The organism is Actinoallomurus sp. CA-142502 (assembly GCF_050936355.1).
GTDB lineage: Bacteria > Actinomycetota > Actinomycetes > Streptosporangiales > Streptosporangiaceae > Actinoallomurus > Actinoallomurus iriomotensis.
Genome location: NZ_JBNJMY010000001.1, coordinates 9,034,805 through 9,052,534, shown reverse-complemented (window position 1 = coordinate 9,052,534; position 17,730 = coordinate 9,034,805). Strand labels below are relative to the sequence as shown.

The window sequence follows — 17,730 nt, the reverse complement described above, 5'->3', positions numbered from 1 at the left end:
GACGCCGCCACTCTTTGAACCTGTCCCGGTTCCCGTTACTCGCTCGGCTCCGCCGCGCAGGCGAGGTCCTGCGGCGGGCGTTGCCCAGTGGTCAGGAATGCCGTCACCGCGTCCTTCGCGCACGTGTTGGGGCCGAACGGATAGACGCCGTGCCCGCCCTGGTCGGCCGTCACCATCGTGGCCCGCTTCCCGAACGCGTTCCGCAGCTTCTGGGCGCCGGCCAGCGGTGTCCCCGGGTCGCGTTCGTTCTGCACCATGAGCACGTTCGACGGGCCCCGGTCACCGATGCGCACCGGCGGTTCGATCCGCTCGTCCGGCCAGAACGCGCATGGTCCGATGCTGGCCGTGGACCCGCCCAGCATCGGGTACTTCAGCCGGTCGACCGCGACGTTGCGCTGATAGTCCTGGACCCTCCCCGGCCAGCGTGTATCACTGCATATCACTGAAAAGCGGGAGGCCATGCTGTTCTCGATGTTCTCCGGCAACGGCAGTGTGGGCAGAGGCCGGTCCTTCTCGAGTGCTTGCCAACTGGCGGCCAGCAGGGGCATGGTCGCATCGCTGTAGAGGTACTCGAACGTGAGCCCGCGGAACAACGTCCCGTCGATGCCCTGGACCGGCTTCGCCTCCAACCGCTTCGCGAGGTCGAAGAACTTCGCGGTCACCTGCTCCGGCGTGGTGCCCAGACCGTACTCGGGACGCGCGGCCGCGAACGCCGCGAAGTCCGGGAACCGGTCCTCCATTCCACGGGCGAACAACCGCATGGCCGTGACGTCGTAACCGCCCGGGCCCAGGTTGCTGTCGAGCACGACCCGGTCGCCGCGCTCGGGGAACATCGTCGTGTACACCGCACCGAGGTAGGTGCCGTACGAATGACCGAGGTACGAGAGCTTCGGCTCGCCCAGCGCCACCCGGATCCGGTCCATGTCGCGCGCGGTGTTCGCGGTGGTGGTGTACGGCAGCATCCACGCCGTCCGCGAGGTGGCGCACTGCTCGGCGATGGTCCGCGCGTACCTCGCCTCCCGCGCGACATCGGCCGCGTTGTGCGCGTACGGCGGGAAGTTGCGGCGTGCCTGCTGTTCCGGCGTCAGATCGCAGGTCACCGGCGCGCTGTGGCCGACGCCGCGTGGGTCGAAACCGATCATGTCGTAGGAGTCCAGCACCTTCTGGGGCAGTCCTGAGCCGGCGAGAAGGGCCGGGTAGTCGAGTCCCGTACCGCCGGGGCCGCCTGGATTGGTCAGCAGCACGCCGCGGCGCTGCGAGGGGTTCTCGCTCGCCAGCCGCGAGATCGCCATCTCGATCTGCCGACCGGCGGGATCCCGGTAGTCCAGGGGGACTTCGAGCGTCGAGCACTCGAGACGGGGTGAGGCGATGTCCTCCGGGCACGGGCCCCACCGCACGGTGTCCGGCGTCGTCGCCAATGAAACTCCCGGAATCGCGGTCACCGCCACCGCGGTGGCGGCAAGGGCGAGGGAGAGGGTTCTGCGCATCTGATGTCCTCCTGAAGGGGCGCATGGGGATGCCGGAACGAGGGCTCGGAACGCCCGCCGCCGGTCCTGCCGGCCCGTGGAGGCCGGCCGGACAGGACCTGGCCGCGTGCCGGATCGCGTCAGGCCGTTTCTCGGCAGCGGATTTCTCCGGAATCACCGGCCCACCCGGCGTCCGGTTCCCGGTGGGTGTGTGCCCAGCCACCGAGCACCATCGCGACGAGCGCGATGGATCCGAGAAGAGCCATCCGGCCGGCAAGGCCGCCCGGGACCCAGTCGAAGATGCCCCACAGCAACTCGGAGTCCCGGTTGAGCAGACCGCGGATCACCGCTTGGGCGGCCAAGCCGTGATCACCATCCCCACCGCCTCAAGGGCTCCGAAGCCACCCTCGCGCATCGCGCTTCTTCGTCTCGTGTCCGGTTGTCTCGGCACGTGAACGAGTCTGTCCGTGCGGCGCGGCCTCCACATCAGCCCGACGGCTCGAAAGGCCTTTGACCACAGGCGAGACGGCTCGAAAGGCCTTCGACCACAGGCGAGACGGTCATTCGACTTTGGTCCGGGGCGTATCAGCCCTCGGTCTGACTCACCGGACATACGGTGTCGCGATAATGACCAGGTGAACACGGACGTCGCACCATTGCTCGGGTGGTGGCCGCAGACCTGGCGGCTGGCGGCGGCCGCGGCAGTGGGCATACCGGTCTGGCTCGCCACCGGTGTGCTGCTGAAGGGACAGGCGGCCGGAACGGGCTCCTGGTTCCTGATCGGTGATCCGCTGGTGGCGCTCGGCTGCTTGACGGCGCTCGTGTGGCGGCGGCGGTTCCCGCTCGCCGTCACCACGACGGTCGCGATCGCGTCGACCGCGTCGGCACTCGCCACCGGCGCCGCGCTCGTGGCGCTGGGTTCGGTCTCCACCCGTCGCCGTCCGCTGGAGATCGGGGTCGTCGGGCTGGCCTACGTGACCGCGGCACAGTTCGCCGTCGGGCTCAACCCGGTCCGGGGCCCGAGCCCGTCCGGCCCTTGGTGGGTCCCGCTCGCGTTCTCGGCACTGACCGCGGGCATCGCGGCGGCCATGGGCATGGCCATCGGCGCGCGGCGTGTCGAAGTGCGGTCCCTGCGGGACCGGGCGGAGAGCGCGGAACGGGAACAGACCGCGCGAGCGGCGCAGGCACGGGCCCTGGAACGCAACCGGATCGCGCGCGAGATGCACGACGTGCTCGCGCACCGGATCTCCCTGGTCGCCATGCAGGCCGGGTTGCTGGACCACCGCGGCGACCTCACAGCGGAGGAGAACCGCGTGCTGGTCCGCTCCATCGCCGACGGCTCCCATCAAGCCCTGGAGGAACTACGGGATGTCCTCGGTGTGCTGCGGGCCGACCCGACCCGCCCGGAACCACCACAGCCCTCCCTCGACCGCATCCCCGAACTGGCAGCCGACGCCCGCGCATCCGGACTGGACGTCACACTCACCACCAGCATGACGGCAGATCCGCCCGACGTCGTAGGGCGAACCTGCTACCGGATCGTCCAAGAAGGACTGACGAACGCCGCCAAACACGCCCCGGGCGCACGCATACACATCACCCTCGAAGGAACAGAAGGCGGCGAACTGGAGGTCAGTGTCCGCAACTCCCCAGCCAGCACGAAAAACGTGCGACCGCCGGCGTCGGGATTCGGCCTGCTCGGCCTCGGTGAACGAATCACTCTCGCCGGCGGAACACTCGACCATCACCCCACACCCGACAACGGATATGTCCTCACCGCACGACTACCCTGGCCGAACCCCACCCACGAAAAGAGAACATGAGTGGACAGCGAGCGGGAGCCGGTGCGCGTCGTCATCGTCGACGACGACCAGCTGGTGCGCGGGGTGCTGCGGCTTGTCATCGACGGCGAACCGGACCTGACCGTCGTCGCGGAGGCCGCCGACGGGGACGCCGCGATCACCGCGGTGGATGAGCAGCGGCCGGACGTCGTGCTGATGGACGTGCGGATGCCCGGCCGTGACGGTCTCAGCGCGACCCGGGAAATCCTCACCCGCCGGGCGCCACCCCGGGTGCTCATGCTGACCACGTTCGACTCCGATGCTCTGGTGCTCGGCGCGCTGGACGCAGGCGCACTCGGGTTCGTCCTCAAGGACACCCCACCGCCGCGGATTCTCGATGCGGTGCGGACCGTCGCGGAGGGCAACCCCGTACTGTCTCCAGCGGCCACGGCACGTGTGATCGCCGCGGCCACCGGTCCACGGTCCTCCTACGCTCGCGACTCGTCCCGCGAAGCCGCACGGAAACAGCTGGCCGCGCTGACCGAACGAGAACTCGAAACCGCCCAGGCCATCGCGGACGGGCTGGGCAACCCGGAGATCGCCCAAAGGCTGCACATCAGCATCGCGACCGTCAAGGCGCACACGAGCGCCCTGTTCGCCAAGCTGGCGGTCGAGAACCGGGTACAGATCGCGCTCCTGGTCCGCGACGCGGAGGAATGACGGACCCCGCGACGAGGTGACCCTCGAGCGGGTCGCCACGCACCGGCCGGTCACTCCACCGCTCGCCTGGGCGTTCTGTCGGACGCGCCTCGCCCCAGAGCGGGCGTAGGTGCGACAGCGCCGCAGCGAGAAGTCGTCCACGCTCAGTACCCGCGGCGTCGCCACCAGCGGAAGCGGGATCCGCAGCAGCGCCCGCAACGCGGCATGGGGGATCCGCACTCCCAGCGCGGGGCAACACGCGGGCGCTAACTCCCGTACCACCGCTGTGACCTGGATGGCCAGGCGGGCGGTCCGTCTCTGGTACCGCTCCAGCACCGGTCACTGGGCGATCAGCCAGGCCTGCGCCAAGGTGCCGTCATCGGCATGGCGGGGCTTGCGTCCGGCGGGGCGGACGCGCAGCGCGATGAAGTCACCGGCCAACTCGCCTTTGGAACCTTGGCGCCAGCAGATCCGCTGAGCGCTGGTGCGGCCGGCGGCCAGCACATGCTCCCGCAACGAGACCGGCCTGGTGCGATAACGCGGCAGGCCACGCCAGCCCTTACCCTTGGAGGGCAGCAGCTCAGGACGGCGTCGGCGCCGTGAGCGGTGCGGCTGCCCTTGACCTGAACGATGTAACCCAAGCCACGCTCGGCCAGCGCGGCCCGGAACAAGGCGTTGTCGCCGTAACCGGCGTCCGCGCAGATCACCGGTGCCTCCAAGCCCCAGCCGCGCAGTTCGTCCAGCATCTCGATCGCCAACCGCCACTTCGGATCGACTTACGCTGCCCGTCCAGCAACAAACCCCCCACATACAATCCACCGGTGGCACGCTGATCCGACCGCGGCAACCTCCCTAGACCTCAGACAAGATCATCGCCACCAAGATCACAAACGTGACAAGCACTACTAGTGGCCGAGGTTGACCTGTGCCCTGTGGTGGTCGCCTTTCTCGATCAGATCGACGAACCCGAGGGCGTAGTCCGCGGCGGAGATCGCGCCGCCGTCTTCCGGCTGAACCGCGACGTCGTCGCCGATCCGGTAACGGCCGAGTCGTTCGCCGGGCATATGTGCGCCGAACCTGAGCGCCGGGCTCACGAAGACCCAGTCGAGGGTCGGGGACGTGGCCGGGAGGTCCTCGATGATGAGCGCGGCTCCGGCGCGGATCTCGTCGTGGAGCTCTGCGGGGATGTGGCTGAGGTCGGTGACGAAGCGGGCCGCCCCCGGGGCGGGGCGCAGGGAGGAGTAGCCGCCGACGACGTACAGGGGTAGGCCCGCGGCATCGGCCAGACGCGCGATGGTGCGGTAGACGTCGCGGAAGGTGACGGCCAGCGGGCCGCGTGGCGCGAGTGCGGCCACGACGACATCCGCGCCCTCCATGGACGCTGAGAGAGTCGTCTCGTCGGCGGCGTCGCCCTGGACATAGTCCACGTCCGGGATCGGTGTGTCGGGGAGCGAGCGGCTCAGCGCGGTGACCTGGTGGCCGCGAGCGGCGGCCTCCGCGACGATGGCCGAACCGGCGTAGCCGGTGCCGCCGATTACGGTGATACGGAACACGAGGTGCCTTTCTCCGGGACGGATGGCGTCAGGTGACGCCCTGTGGTTACCGTAGGAGCGCAGCTCTCTGATGGGAAGAAGGCACTTTGTGGTAACCACTCACGCCGAGTCGGTGCTCCGCGGCAGCCCCTATCGTGCGGACTGTCCGACCCGCCATATCCTGGATCGCATCGGCGACCGTTGGACGGTGCTCATCGTGGGCGCCCTGTGGGACGGCAGTGTCCGGTTCTCGGAGCTGCGCCGACGTATTGAGGGCATCTCGCAGAAGATGCTCACCCAGACTCTCCGGGGACTGGAACGGGACGGGCTCGTACGCCGTACGGTCCACCCCGAGGTTCCGGTCCGCGTCGAGTACGCGCTGACCGAGGCGGGCCGCACTCTGCGCGAACCGCTGCGCGCGCTGGAGGAATGGGCGATCGCGCACCTCGGCGAGGTGTCGGCGTCTCAGGAAGCCTACGACCACGCGGAACAACCTCCGTCCAACTCCGCGGACCGCGAGACATGACGCTGCGATAACGGTGCTATCTGCTGCCGATCAGGAACCCGGGCCGACAGGGGATCTGACACCGGCTCGTTTTTCGATCTCCGAACTGCCGAACAAACTGCTCGCGGCCCGTTCGAATTCGTTGTGATCAGGGGTGGTGCGATCACCTACCCAGGCGACGATGCCGTCCGGCCGGACGAGCACGGCACCCAATCCGAGGTCGTTTCTGGCCTGCCCGCTCGTATACCGAATCCGGCTCTCCCAGCTCATGGCTGAACCGCGTAGGCTCCGGTCGGGGCTGAAGTCGAGCGTGACGCCTCGTCCCTCTCGCATCAGCTCGCCGAGGCGAGTGCCGTCCTCGAGATGGAAGTCCGGAGCGTCGCGGCCGACCAGTGGATGCTCGCTTCCGAGGTCGTAGCGGTTCGACGATCCCGATATTCGTTCGTACATGTAGGTCGTTCCGTCACGGGTTCCGATCAGGTCTCGAACCAGGCTCTGGATCGCCTGGGCGTGCGGGTCCGGCTTCATGATCGCCGTTTGGGCGCGCGTCCAGTCGAGCACCCGGGCGCCGATCGGGTGGCGCTCGCGGGTGTAGGTGTCGAGAAGCCCGTCGGGGGCGTACCCGTGCACGGTCGCCGCGAGCTTCCAGCCCAGGTTCACGGCGTCGCCGATGCCGGTGTTGAGACCCTGCGCTCCGAGGGGCGAGTGGATGTGGGCGGCGTCGCCCGCGAGCAGCACGCGCCCCTGCCGGTACGTCGTCGTCTGCTTCGCCCGATCGGTGAAGGTTGAGGCGAGATGGACGGCGCTCAGCGTCACGTCGGTGCCGGATACACGGCGCAGAACCGCCTGGAGATGGTCCAGGGTCGGCGGTTGCGAGCGATCGAACGCGCCGCCGTCGAAGTCCATCAGGCCGAGGTGTCCCTCGAAGGGCGTCCGGAGGTACATGCCCGTCGGCGTCAGGTTGAACCCGGGGGGCAGCTTCTCCGGATCGGCGATGGTGACGAGCGCCGCGTAGCCGGTGAACTGCGGTTCGGTGCCGACGAACTCGAAGCCGGCGAGCCCGTGCACCACGCTGCGTCCGCCGTCGCAGCCGACCAGCCAGCGCGCAGCGTACTCGTGCTCGCCTGCTCGAGCGACCACGCACTCGTCGTCCTGCGCGATGGCCGAGACCGGGACTCCGCGCCTGATCTCCACGCCGAGCTCGGACGCCCGCTCGGCGAGCACCGTCTCGACCGCTTCGAGGCTCGACATCATGCCGTCCAGAGCCGGGCCGGGAAGCCGGAACGGAAGGGCGGCGACCTCGACGTCGGCCGGGTCGAGCATCATGCCGGCGAAATGGCCCACGCCACGAGGAGGCGGCGGCTCGTCCGTATCGGAGTTCGCACCGGGATCGTCGCGGACGCCCGACGCCGTCAGCAGCGGCTGCCGCATCCCGCGGCGGTAGAACGCCCCGACCGACGCGGCGGACAGGCCGCGCATCCCCAGCGGGATCGCCTTCCACGGGGAGCGGGGCTCGGGGTCCCGCTCGATCACCAGGACGGAGCAGCCCGTGAGGCCGAGCTCGCAGGCGAGGAACAGGCCGACCGGGCCGGCGCCGACGATCACTACGTCATGCACGAGAAACTCCCCTCACCCGAACAGCGACAGGTCGATGGACTCCGCCAGCGCTCGGTAGCCTGCGTCGTTGCCGTGCGTGTAGTCGCCCATGTGGAAGCCGTCCTTGATCCGGCTGGGGCGGGCCGGGTCGCGCCACATGGCGTCGAAATCCATCACCCCGTCGAAGGCGCCGCTGGTGCGGATCCAGGCGTTGACCGCCAGGCGTGCGCGCTCGCCCGCGGGCGAGAAGGTCTCCGAGTCCTCGTAGGGCGGCACCGTGGTGGCGTGGATCTTCACGCCGCGTTCGTGCGCGCGGGCGATCAGCCGGCGGTACCCCGCGATGATTTCGTCCGTGGTCACCGGTTCACCGGGGAATCTCGTCAGGAACCCGGCCGGCGGACCGCCATCGTCACGTGGGGCGAAGGAGATGGCGATGTCGTTGCCGCCTGCGGACACCACCACGTGGCCGAGGCCCGGCGTCGCCAGCACGTCGCGGTCGAACCGGGCCAGGGCGGAGGTGCCGAGGCCGTCGTTCAGCATCCGATTACCGCTGATGCCCTGGTTGGAGACGTAGACGGCGGCCCCGCCCCGCTCGAGGAGACGCTCGGCGAGCAGGTCCGGCCAGCTCTGGTTGGCGTCAGGGGTCGAGCCGATCCCGTCGACTCGGGAGTCGCCCAACACGACGATGGCCTCGGCCGGGGAGTCGGGAAGCACCTCCACCGCCGAGATCAGCGCCCGCACCGGCAGCGACCCGGCGTTCTCGGGAAGGGCGGGTGCGGCCACGACGTCCCCGGGGATCATCCAGCCGGTATCCAGCGCCGGGTCGTGGCAGGTGCAGCTCGCCACGCGTCGCGGCAGGTAGAGGTCGATGGACAGCCGGGCGAGGGCGGGCACGGGCAGGTCAACCGGATCGCTGAGGATCAGCGCGCCCGTCGCGACGGTGGCCGTCGGCCTGCCGGCGAAGGTCAACGCCCGGCCGCTGCCCGGCCGAACCCCGCCGCCGGGCGTCGCGAGGCCCACGTGCGCCGCGCCGATGTCAAGGGGCGTGGTCCCGAACTCGTTGGTCATGCGGATACGTAGCTGACGCCCGCCGCCGCTGATGCGCACCACTTGGCGCAGCGTCACGTCGGTGAAGGCCGGACAGGTCTCGAGCGAGCCGAGCACACCCGGGGCCATCTGAGGCGAGGCGCCCCAGGTCCGGACCCAGCCGTCTGTGTTCATCAGTGTTCCTCTCCCTCGTGTTCGTTGAGCCACGCAAAGGCTGACGCGGACCGCTCACACGGAGCGCACACGGCGCTCACACGCGGCTGTTGGCCTTACCCCCGAGCCGGGGACTCGCGGGTACGCACGCGAAGATCGGGAGAGGGACAGGGATGCGCGGCCTCGCATCACGCTGCTCGGCGCTTTAAGGTCCGTCGCCGTGCCTCACGGGGCTGGTTTCGTGAGGCACGGCTTCAACTCGCGACCATGCCGTCCCTGGTTTCCTGGGCGGCACGGTGAGCGGGCTAGTTCCCGGCGAGGGTGGCGCCTCCGTCAACGGTGAGGATGGTTCCGGTGACGAAGTGGTTCTCCATCAGGTACAGGTGCGCCGCGGCGATCTGGTCCGCTTCCCCGATCGACTTGGTGAGCGTCTGATCAGCGAGGGTCGAGAACAGCGCGGCACGCTGCGGCTCCGGAACCGGGTCCCACAGCGGCGTGCGAATCGCTCCCGCCCGGACCGCGTTGACGCGGATCGGGGCGAGCTCGGCGGCCAGCCCTCGTGTCAGGCCCTCTGTGGCGGCGGCGGCACCGGCCGCGAGCGCCGTACCGGGTGCGGGGCGGACGGCGACCGTCCCGGACGTCAGCACGATCGAACCCCCATCACGGACGCGTCCTGCCGCGTGCTTGACCGCGGCGACCGTTCCCCAGAAGCGGACCTCCAACAGCTTCCGGGCGGCGTCGAGCGGCAGGACTGCCAGCGGCTGTGGACGCACCGCGTCACCCGCCGTGTAAACCAGGTGGTCGAGCTCGCCGACGCGGTCGAACAGTGCGGCGACGCTCGTCTCGTCGCGGGTGTTGACGACCACCCCCTCACAGGTGTCCGGCAGCTGCGCGAGTGCGGACTTCAGGCGCCCCTGGTCGCTTGAGGCGATCGTGACCGCCGCCCCGGCCGCCGCCGCGGCGCGGGCCGTGGCCAGCCCCATTCCTGAACTGCCGCCGATGATGACGATGCGCTGACCTGAAAGAGCCATGGCGTCTACTCCTCTGCCTCGAACGCTGATGTCTCAGTGAGTCATCACCATAGCAGCGGTGATGTCTCACTGAGACATCACCGCTAGGATGGTGGCCATGCCGCGATGGGACCCGTGTGCCGAAGACCGCCTCCGCGAGGCGGCGCTGGAGCTGTTCCTTGAGCATGGATACGAGAACGTCACCGTCGCGCAGATCACCGAGCGGGCCGGGCTGACCCGGCGCACGTTCTCCCGTTACTTCACCGACAAGCGGGACGTCCTGTTTGCCGGATCCGAACAACTTCCGGCCGTCCTCGCCCGGTCCATCCGGCACGCCGACGACACCCTCTCGCCCTTCGAGGCACTCCTGACCGGTCTCGTGGACGTGGCCGGCGGGCTGGCCGACCAGGCCCCGCTAGCCGTACAACGGCGCGCGGTCGTCCAGGCCAGCCCGGAACTGCAGGAACGGGGGCGGACCAAGTTCGCGGCCGCGACCGAGGCGGTGGCGGACGCCTTGCGAGACCGGGGCACCGCCGCATCGGAGGCGACGCTGCTCGCGCAGGTCGGTGTCGCCATCTTCCGCGCCGCGTTCGACCGCTGGACCGACCAGCCGGACGACATCGGCCTGCCGGCCCGCATCCGGGAGGCCGCCGCCGAGCTCGCCGCCAGCCTGGGCACGGTGGACTTCGCCGCGCTGCCCCCGCCCGTGACGCGATGACCGCTCCCGGATGAGCGCTGCTTACGGACTGCGCACCATAACGGCGCCACCGCCCCGCCGCGCTGTCACCAAGCCGGCCGCCTCGTTCCCTGTACGGCAGGCGGACGACGTCTGCGACGAACAGGAGTCTTGTGGCGCTACGACTCTTCTATCCCATCTTCTTCCGTGTACTCGGTTGGCTCGCGCTGCTGGCGCGGTCGGATGCTTCCACAGGAACCTGCTGATGGGGCTGGGCGGGCGGGGTCGTTCATTTTCTTGATCGCGCGTACCGTTGCCCAGGCTCTGGAGCCTCGGATGGGCAGCGAGAAGCAGACGGCCGTCCAGGTTGAGGCCACTCGCCGTCGCAACGGCACTGGACCTCGCCGAACTCGGCTACCGGGAGCCGGCCATCATCGCCGGCCCCGAGTACGCGTCGACGGCGACGCACCGTGTCGCCGGTTTCCGTGCGGGGCCTGGACGCCCACGGGCTCGACCTCCCGGCACAATCTTGACTGACTAGACACTCTCTTATACCGTCCCGGGCATGCCCAGACCACGGAGTGAGGATCGGCGTAACGCGATCCTGCAGGCGGCCACCCGCGTCATCGCGTCCCAGGGGCTCGGGGCGGCCACAGCGGCGATCGCGAAGGAGGCATACGTCTCCAACGGCTCGTTGTTCACCTACTTCGACACGAAAGTGGAGCTTCTGAACGAGCTCTACGTCGCCCTGAAGACGGAGATGGGCGCCGCGGCAACCGCCGATCTCCGCGCCGGAGACGGACCTCGCGAGCAGGTCCGCCAGATGTGGACGCAGTGGTGGCGCTGGGCGACGGCCAACCCGGACAAGCGGCGGGCGCTCGCACAGCTCCAAGTGGCGGATGACATCACCGCCGACAGCCACCGGGCGGCGAGCCAGGCGTTCAGCAGCATCGCCGACCTGCTGGAACGAAGCCGGGCCCACGGGCCGATGCAGGACGTGCCGCTTGGCTTCGTCCTGACCCTGGTGAACGCGATCGCCGAGGCGACGATCGACGAGATGATCCGCGAGCCTGCCGAGGCCGAGGCCCGCGGCAGTGTCGCGTTCGACGCCATTTGGCGGGTGCTGGCCGGCTCCTCCGCTGCGCCCGCCGTCTGATCTCCATCCATTCCCATAATCTCCACCGCGAGGGAACCGACGTGCCGAACTCCAGCCGCAGCACATCGCCCGCCAGGACGTGGATCATCACCGGGCCGACGTCCGGAATCGGCCGGCGCACCGCACTCGAGCTCGCCGAGCACGGATCCGTCGTGCTGGTGGGCCGCGACCCGAACAAGCTCGCAGAGGTCGAAACCGCGATCAACGCCCGGCCCGAGGGTCATGCGGTATCGGTGGTCTGCGACTTCTCCGACATCGCGAGCGTGCGGCGCGCGGCCGCACGGATCGTCGCGCTCGGTCTTCCGATCGCCGGCCTGCTCAACAACGCGGGCATCATGCCGACCCGCGCCGATCAGACCGCACAGGGGTGGGATCTCGCCTTCACGACCAATCACCTCGGACCATTCGCACTGACGGAGGCGCTCATTCCACACCTTCCCGACGGTGCGAACGTCGTGTTCGTCTGCTCGGGCGTCGAGGATCCGGAGCGGAGGCCCGCGGTCGCCGCCGGCTTCCGCGGCGGGCGTTACATCTCGGCAGAAGCCGGCTTGCGCGGCGCATGGCAGCCCGGCGGCTCGTCCAAAGCCGGATTCGACGCCTACGCCACCTCGAAGCAGTGCAACCTCGCAGCCGTGCTCGCGTTCGCGCGTGAGACTCCGCGGCTGCGCTTCAACGCGGTCGAACCGGGCTTCAATCCGGGCACCGGCCTCGGCCGCGACGCGAACGCCGCCGCCCGGTTTCTGGCGAAGTACGTCGCCGCGCCGCTCGCGCCCCTCATCAAGTACTGGAGCACCCCGAAGCGTGCCGCCCGGATGATTACGGGCGTACTGACCGACGGGTCGGATCGGACCGGGGTGTACTACGACGAGAACGGCAAGCCGATGGTCGGCTCCGCTCAAGTCCGTGACCCCGCTTTCGCTGACCGCGTCGTCGCCGAGACCCGCGCGCTGCTCGCCACCATTCCCGTGGACACGGCACCCACGAATCGGTAATCGCCGACCGCGACATGGTCGTGGACCAGCCCGCCCAGCCGGCGAAGGCCTTGGCGAACCGCTCGATCCGCGTAGGCCGCACGTCGGCGGTGGCCGGGAGCCGCCCGTCGGCGAGGACGCGACGCGGCGGATGTTCGAGGTGCCGGCCGGCGCGTGGACCACCCAGGCCCTGTGCACGACCACCGGGCTCGGCATGACGTCGCGGACCGGAGCACTCCGAGACGTCGCGCGGCTCTATGGCGGGATCTTCTACCGCGGCTTCGGCTCGCTCGCGCGTTCCGTCCGTACGGGCGAGAACTCTTTCGCGCACGCCCTGGCCCGCCACCGTTCGACTACCCGAACGAGCATCCCGAGCAGGCCTGCGGCTCGTGACCGCGGTGGGATGCCGTCACGACGGCGGCACCGGGGAGTTGTCCAGGGCGTCGAGCTGGGAGCGGCAGAGCTCGGTGGCCATGTCGCCGGGGCCTTGGATCGCTTCGATGATGGCGAGGCGGCGCCGCAGGACCGGCTTGGCGGCGTGCGCGTCCCCGGCGTCGGTCAGGATCCGGGCGAGGTCCCCCAGAACGTAATAGACCTGGAGGGAGTCCGGGCCGTGGAGCGTCTCGGTGATCAGGACTGATCGTTCGAGCGCCGCCGCAGCCTCGTCGTTCCTTCCGGCCGGCCACAGGTAGTCGGTGGCCATGACGCGGAGAAGGCCGGCGACCTCGGCGGAGTCGGGGCCGAGCTCTTCGCGGATGGCCAGCTCGCATTTCACGACGCTCTGGGCGGCGGAGCGGTCACCGTTCCTGCGGAGGCGGTCGGCCATTTCGTGCAGGGCTTCCGCGGCCGCTTCGGAGACCGCGCCGTCCGGCGTCTTCGCGTGGTGGTCGATCTCTTCCGCGGCGGCGGCGTGGTCGCCGATCTCGTGCAGCAGAGCGACGAGGCGTGTGGCCGCCTTCGTGGTCTCGGGGTCCTTGAACGGGTAGATCTCGCGGCGGAGTCCCTGGGCCCGGCGCAGCAGGGCGGCCGCAGCGGTGGGCTCCCTGTGCCGTACGAGGTGGGCGGCGACCTGGTCGAGGAGCATGATGGCCAGGATCGGGTGGCTCGCGGCGGTCTCATCGGCGAGCCCGGCCGCGTGCGGCACCAGCGGAGCGGCACGATTCGGGGATCCGGTCAACCCGGTCAGGACCAGCATGGCGGCCTGTTCGCGGCGGTTCCGGAGCTCGTCCGGTGTGAGGCCGCGTTTGACGGCCTCCGCGACGGCCGGGCTGATGCGGGCGGCCGTCCCCTCGCGTGCCAGGAGGGCGAGCCGGGTCAGCGCGCTGAGCGGTCCGGCGAGGCCCGGGTCGGACTCGGCCGCGGCGCTCAGCGCGTCGGGCAGCAGGTCGATCGGGGCGGTCAGCCGGTCGAGCGGAATGTCGGCGACGGGGGAGAGGAAGGCACAGATCCGCAGGAGTTCGATACCTGCGGGGTCGGTGAGCCGGCTCAGCGCGTCGTCGGGAGCCTCGGCGCTGTCGCCGGTCGTGGCGATCAGGACGTTACCGGTGCTGAGGGCGGTGAAGTGTGCGAGCTCCTCCGATGACGCGTCGGCGAAGACCAGCAGCCAGTCCGGACGGCGGGCCAGTTCGGCGGCCACCTCGGGGAGGGTGGACCGGACTCCGATCCGTTCGGCCAGCCGGGACAGGTCGTTGAGCAGGGTGATCCGCGACCCGGCATCGATCCACCCGACGAGGGAGTGGGGGGCGGTGCGCGCGTAGGTCAGGGCGGCGTCCCTGACGGCCGTCACGACGCGGGAGGTACGGAACGCCGCCTCGATCCGCTCGTCGTGGGCGGGGCGACCCGGGCTCCGCGGTGGCAGGCTCCGCGTCTCCGGCGTCGGGATGCCGGTCATGCGGCGGGTGACGGAGACGATTCTGCGGTCGGCGAGCTCGCGCTGCTCCACCAACCGCGTGACCAGTTTCGCCCGCTCCCGCAGGATCTCCGAGTTCCTCCTCGCCCGCCGCGCGTGTTCCTCCTGGAGGCGCGGCAGCCAGGACGAGACGCGCCGGTGGAGCGTCCTCATCTCCGCTTCGGCGTGCACGACCTCCTGGACGCGGCCGGTGGCCCTGAGCAGACGGATCCGGTGTCCCGTCAGCTTGGCGAACGCCAGCCAGCTCTGGGGGTTCTGGAGGTCGCCGTCGGTCATCCGCGCGACCACCAGGCGTTCTGCCCTGACCGCCTCTGTCGTCGCCCGCAACGCCTGCTCGACCTGGCCCGCTCGTTCGAGTTCGGCGGCCAGCGCCTGCAGTCGGCGAGCGAAACCCCGCAGGTCCTCGCTGGAGATCGGATCCACCCAGCCGGGTTCGAGCCCGTCGAGGTCTTCCGGGGTCAGCCGGCCGCCGGAGGGCGGCCCACCGCCGGTCCTCTCGACTCGTTCCGTCGGGTCCTCGCGGGTCGGTGCGTCCGTGACGGGGACGTGCTCCGCATCCCGGACCTGGGCCGGTGAGGGGCTTGGGGCCCCGGCCGCCGTGGCGTCGCCGAGCCGTTCCAGCACGTCCGCGAGGGCCTCACGGGCGCGCCGTGTCTCGGCGTGGTCGGGACCGTGGGCCGACTCGCAGAGCCCGACGGCCATCTCCAGCAGGGTCCGCGCCCGCTCCAGATCCCCGGCGCGGTGAACGACGAGCGCGATTTCGACCGCGAAGCCGGCGGTCTTCGGGTGGCCGCGACCGCGCAGCCGGGTGGTGACCGTGAGCGCGCGCTGGAGGACCGGCAGCGCGGCGGCGAGATCGCCCGCCGAAGCCTTGGCCGCACCGAGTTCGAGCAGAACGGCGGCCACCGCCTCGTGATCGCCGTAGCGCTGCTCCTTGGCCTCGGCCAGCCGTTCCAGGGCCGCGACGACCGCGGCCTGGTCACCTCGGCGGCGCTGGACGTCGGCCAGCCGGGCCAGCGATGCGAAGACCTCAGGGTGCTTCGGGCCGTAGCCGGACTCCTTCGCCGCGGCGATGCGCTCCAGGGCCGTCGCCGCCATGTCGTCGTCGCCCTGCCTGACCAGGGAGTCGACCAGCGCGGTGGTGATGCCCGCGAAGTCGGAGTGGTCGAAGCCGAGGTGAGGTGTGTAGAGGTCGAGTAGCCGCCCGGCGACGGCGCGGGCGGCCGGGCGTTCGCCGAGCGCGGCGGTGACGTCCAGCAGGCCGCGCCCGATCGCCTCCCGTGGGCGATCCGGGGCGAAGGACGCCTCGTGGACGGCCAGGGCGCGTTCCAGCACCGTTCCCGCTCCGGCGAGGTCGCCCTCCTCCCGCAGAAGTCCGGCCAGCGGCAGCAGAGTGTCCAGGAGTTCCGGGTCGTCCGGGCCGAAGAGGCGGTCGCGGACGGCGAGCGCCCGCCGGTGCACCGCGATGGCCTCCGTACGGTCGTCCAGCTCGGCCAGGAGGCCGCCCATCCGGTCGAGGATCTTCAGGTACGTCTCCGGGCGGATGTCGGGTGCGTCCTCCAGCAGCGCCCGGGCACGTTCCAGTGCCGCGCGTGCCCCCTGATGGTCGCCGAGTTCGATGAGAGAGTCCGCGTGTCCACGCAGGAGGTGCGCGATGGCGCTCGCGTTACCGCCGAGCCTGGCCTCCTGGATCGCGAGGGAGCGGTCCAGGGCGGCCCGTCGGCCGGTGACGTCGCCGAGCTCCCAGCGGATCCGGGCGAGCAGGTCGAGAGCCGAGACTGCCTGGCCGGAGTCTGGCGGCAGCTCCCGTTCCTTGATCGCGAGTGCTCGCGCCGCGGTCCGCTCGGCCTCCGCGAACTCCCGGCGCGCGATGTGGCGGGCGGCGAGCGCGTCGAGGAGCATCGCGCTCAGCGGCGGGGCGGTGTCGCCGAGGGCGGCGACGAGCGCCACCATGTGCGGAGCCAACGCCGTGGCTCCCGGCTCGTCCTCAGGCTGGACCCCCTGTAGGGGGTCGGTCCGCGGGAAGGCCGCGAGCAGGAGCAGCCCGGCGGTCTCGCGCAGTGCGTCCCCGCGATCGCCGAGCGATCCGCACACCATCGCCTGCACCAGCGGATCGACGCGGACGGTGGCGGCACCGGTGCGGGAGAGCAGCCCGAGCCCGGTCGCCACGCCGATCGCCGCGGCGAGGTCGTTGTCCGTCGCCGCACGCAGTGCCGGGGGCAGCGGCTCCGCCGCCGCGAGCAGGCGGTCCAGCGGAATGTCCGCGTCGGCGGCCAGGCAGGCGCACAGCTCGAGCAGCTCGCGGGCGCTCTCACTCCGCGCCGCCAGGTGTTCCAGGCTGAGCAGGCACGCGCGCGCCGCCGGTTCGGGACAGCCGGCCGGCACCCCGGAGTTCCACAGCCTCGGCGCCGCCTCCTCGTACCTGACGACGTACGTGCCGAGATCGACGTCCTCGACCTCGGCGACGTAGCGACCCGCCAGCACCAGCGCCGGTGCGATCCGCCCGAGGACGTCGCCGGCCCGCCCGGCGTGTTCCTCGCCGCCGTCTCCGGTGTACGCCAGCAGGATAGACCGGGCCGCATCGGCCGTGACCTGGCCGAACTCGTTGGCTGCGGAGAGATCGACCTGTGGCGGGTCAGACGGAACGGGCAGCGCGGCGAGCCGCCGCGCGATCGCCGGCGCACCGGCCCCACTCTCCTCCTTCGCCTTCCGTACGGTGCTCTCAAGCCATGACCAGCGCTGAACGACGTCGTGCCGCGCTCTCATCTGATCCAGCCGATGCCGGGCGACCGTGGTCTGACGGTGCGCGCTCTCCTTGACCCGTTCCCGGATCGCGACGGCCTGTTCGGTGAGCCGCTGGATCTCGTCCGTAGGGTCCGCCGCGGTGAGGAGCCGTGCCTGGCGTGCTACCGCACGGGCGTGGCCGGCGAGGACGAACGGCCGAGGCGGTCGCCCCGGGCCGAGCAGTGCGCGATAGATCCTGAGCGCCGTGCCGGAGGCCGACAGCGCCTCGGCGGCGCTTCCGGTGGCGGACAGCCGGTCCGAATACCCGCCGAGACGCTCGGCGAGATCGGCGAGCTCCTCGTCGGACCTTGCTTCGATCCAGGCGCCGTCCGGATCGCGGATGAACGCGGCGAGTTCATCATCGCCTCCGGCCGTTCCTTCTCCCGGCGTTCCGTATCCGGTCGTCACATGGATCCCTTCGATCAATAGTCCTGAGACCGCCGCT

Annotated in this window: 13 protein-coding genes and 1 pseudogene; 6 read left to right on the top strand and 8 right to left on the bottom strand. The window is 70.6% G+C overall.

Features of this window, described 5'->3' with window-relative positions:
• Window positions 1–35: 35 nt before the first annotated feature.
• Window positions 36–1,487, bottom strand: coding sequence for an alpha/beta hydrolase (locus ACQEV1_RS42180; RefSeq protein WP_433402228.1), 1,452 nt, complete (start codon window positions 1,485–1,487; stop codon window positions 36–38).
• Window positions 1,488–1,606: 119 nt separating this feature from the next.
• Window positions 1,607–1,828: a hypothetical protein gene (locus ACQEV1_RS42175; protein WP_433402226.1), complete on the bottom strand. Its 222-nt coding sequence runs from the start codon at window positions 1,826–1,828 to the stop codon at window positions 1,607–1,609.
• A gap of 273 nt (window positions 1,829–2,101) precedes the next feature.
• Here ACQEV1_RS42175 and ACQEV1_RS42170 point away from each other — a divergent pair, with 273 nt between their 5' ends.
• Together ACQEV1_RS42170 and ACQEV1_RS42165 are read left to right on the top strand one after the other, a co-directional pair.
• Window positions 2,102–3,289 (top strand): sensor histidine kinase, encoded by a 1,188-nt coding sequence (locus ACQEV1_RS42170; RefSeq protein WP_433402224.1) that lies wholly within the window; start codon window positions 2,102–2,104, stop codon window positions 3,287–3,289.
• Entirely contained in the window at window positions 3,290–3,967 is a 678-nt protein-coding gene (locus ACQEV1_RS42165; protein WP_433402222.1) for a response regulator transcription factor, read from the top strand.
• Between the two features lie 321 nt (window positions 3,968–4,288).
• On the opposite strand, the pseudogene ACQEV1_RS42160 reads toward ACQEV1_RS42165, so the two are convergent.
• A pseudogene (locus tag ACQEV1_RS42160) lies at window positions 4,289–4,716 on the bottom strand (transposase); the annotation flags it as partial.
• A 135-nt stretch (window positions 4,717–4,851) separates the two neighbouring features.
• Window positions 4,852–5,499: an NAD(P)-dependent oxidoreductase gene (locus ACQEV1_RS42155; RefSeq protein ID WP_433402220.1), complete on the bottom strand. Its 648-nt coding sequence runs from the start codon at window positions 5,497–5,499 to the stop codon at window positions 4,852–4,854.
• Between the two features lie 70 nt (window positions 5,500–5,569).
• Between ACQEV1_RS42155 and ACQEV1_RS42150 the strand changes: the two genes are divergently transcribed.
• A complete protein-coding gene (locus ACQEV1_RS42150) occupies window positions 5,570–6,004 on the top strand; it encodes a winged helix-turn-helix transcriptional regulator (protein WP_433402218.1) in 435 nt (144 codons plus the stop codon).
• Window positions 6,005–6,034: 30 nt separating this feature from the next.
• Here the strand turns inward: ACQEV1_RS42150 and ACQEV1_RS42145 are convergent, their stop codons facing one another.
• The 3 genes from ACQEV1_RS42145 to ACQEV1_RS42135 form a co-directional block, all read right to left on the bottom strand.
• The gene (locus tag ACQEV1_RS42145) at window positions 6,035–7,588 is read right to left on the bottom strand and encodes an FAD-dependent monooxygenase (protein WP_433406072.1); all 1,554 of its coding nucleotides are present in this window, start codon (window positions 7,586–7,588) and stop codon (window positions 6,035–6,037) included.
• A gap of 24 nt (window positions 7,589–7,612) precedes the next feature.
• Window positions 7,613–8,800: an SGNH/GDSL hydrolase family protein gene (locus ACQEV1_RS42140; RefSeq protein WP_433402216.1), complete on the bottom strand. Its 1,188-nt coding sequence runs from the start codon at window positions 8,798–8,800 to the stop codon at window positions 7,613–7,615.
• A gap of 284 nt (window positions 8,801–9,084) precedes the next feature.
• Complete coding sequence (locus ACQEV1_RS42135) at window positions 9,085–9,810, bottom strand: SDR family oxidoreductase (protein ID WP_433402214.1); 726 nt, start codon at window positions 9,808–9,810, stop codon at window positions 9,085–9,087.
• 97 nt (window positions 9,811–9,907) lie between these two features.
• On the opposite strand from ACQEV1_RS42135, the gene ACQEV1_RS42130 reads away from it, so the two are divergent.
• The 3 genes from ACQEV1_RS42130 (at window position 9,908) to ACQEV1_RS42120 (ending at window position 12,613) form a co-directional block, all read left to right on the top strand.
• Window positions 9,908–10,507, top strand: a complete 600-nt coding sequence (locus tag ACQEV1_RS42130) for a TetR/AcrR family transcriptional regulator (protein ID WP_433402212.1) — start codon at window positions 9,908–9,910, stop codon at window positions 10,505–10,507.
• A 523-nt stretch (window positions 10,508–11,030) separates the two neighbouring features.
• Window positions 11,031–11,621 (top strand): TetR/AcrR family transcriptional regulator, encoded by a 591-nt coding sequence (locus tag ACQEV1_RS42125; RefSeq protein ID WP_433402210.1) that lies wholly within the window; start codon window positions 11,031–11,033, stop codon window positions 11,619–11,621.
• A gap of 41 nt (window positions 11,622–11,662) precedes the next feature.
• The gene (locus ACQEV1_RS42120) at window positions 11,663–12,613 is read left to right on the top strand and encodes an SDR family NAD(P)-dependent oxidoreductase (protein ID WP_433402208.1); all 951 of its coding nucleotides are present in this window, start codon (window positions 11,663–11,665) and stop codon (window positions 12,611–12,613) included.
• 388 nt (window positions 12,614–13,001) lie between these two features.
• Here ACQEV1_RS42120 and ACQEV1_RS42115 read toward each other — a convergent pair whose 3' ends face one another.
• Window positions 13,002–17,693 carry a tetratricopeptide repeat protein gene (locus ACQEV1_RS42115; protein ID WP_433402206.1) on the bottom strand — a complete coding sequence of 1,564 codons (4,692 nt, stop codon included), beginning with the start codon at window positions 17,691–17,693 and terminating at the stop codon, window positions 13,002–13,004.
• Window positions 17,694–17,730: the final 37 nt, after the last annotated feature.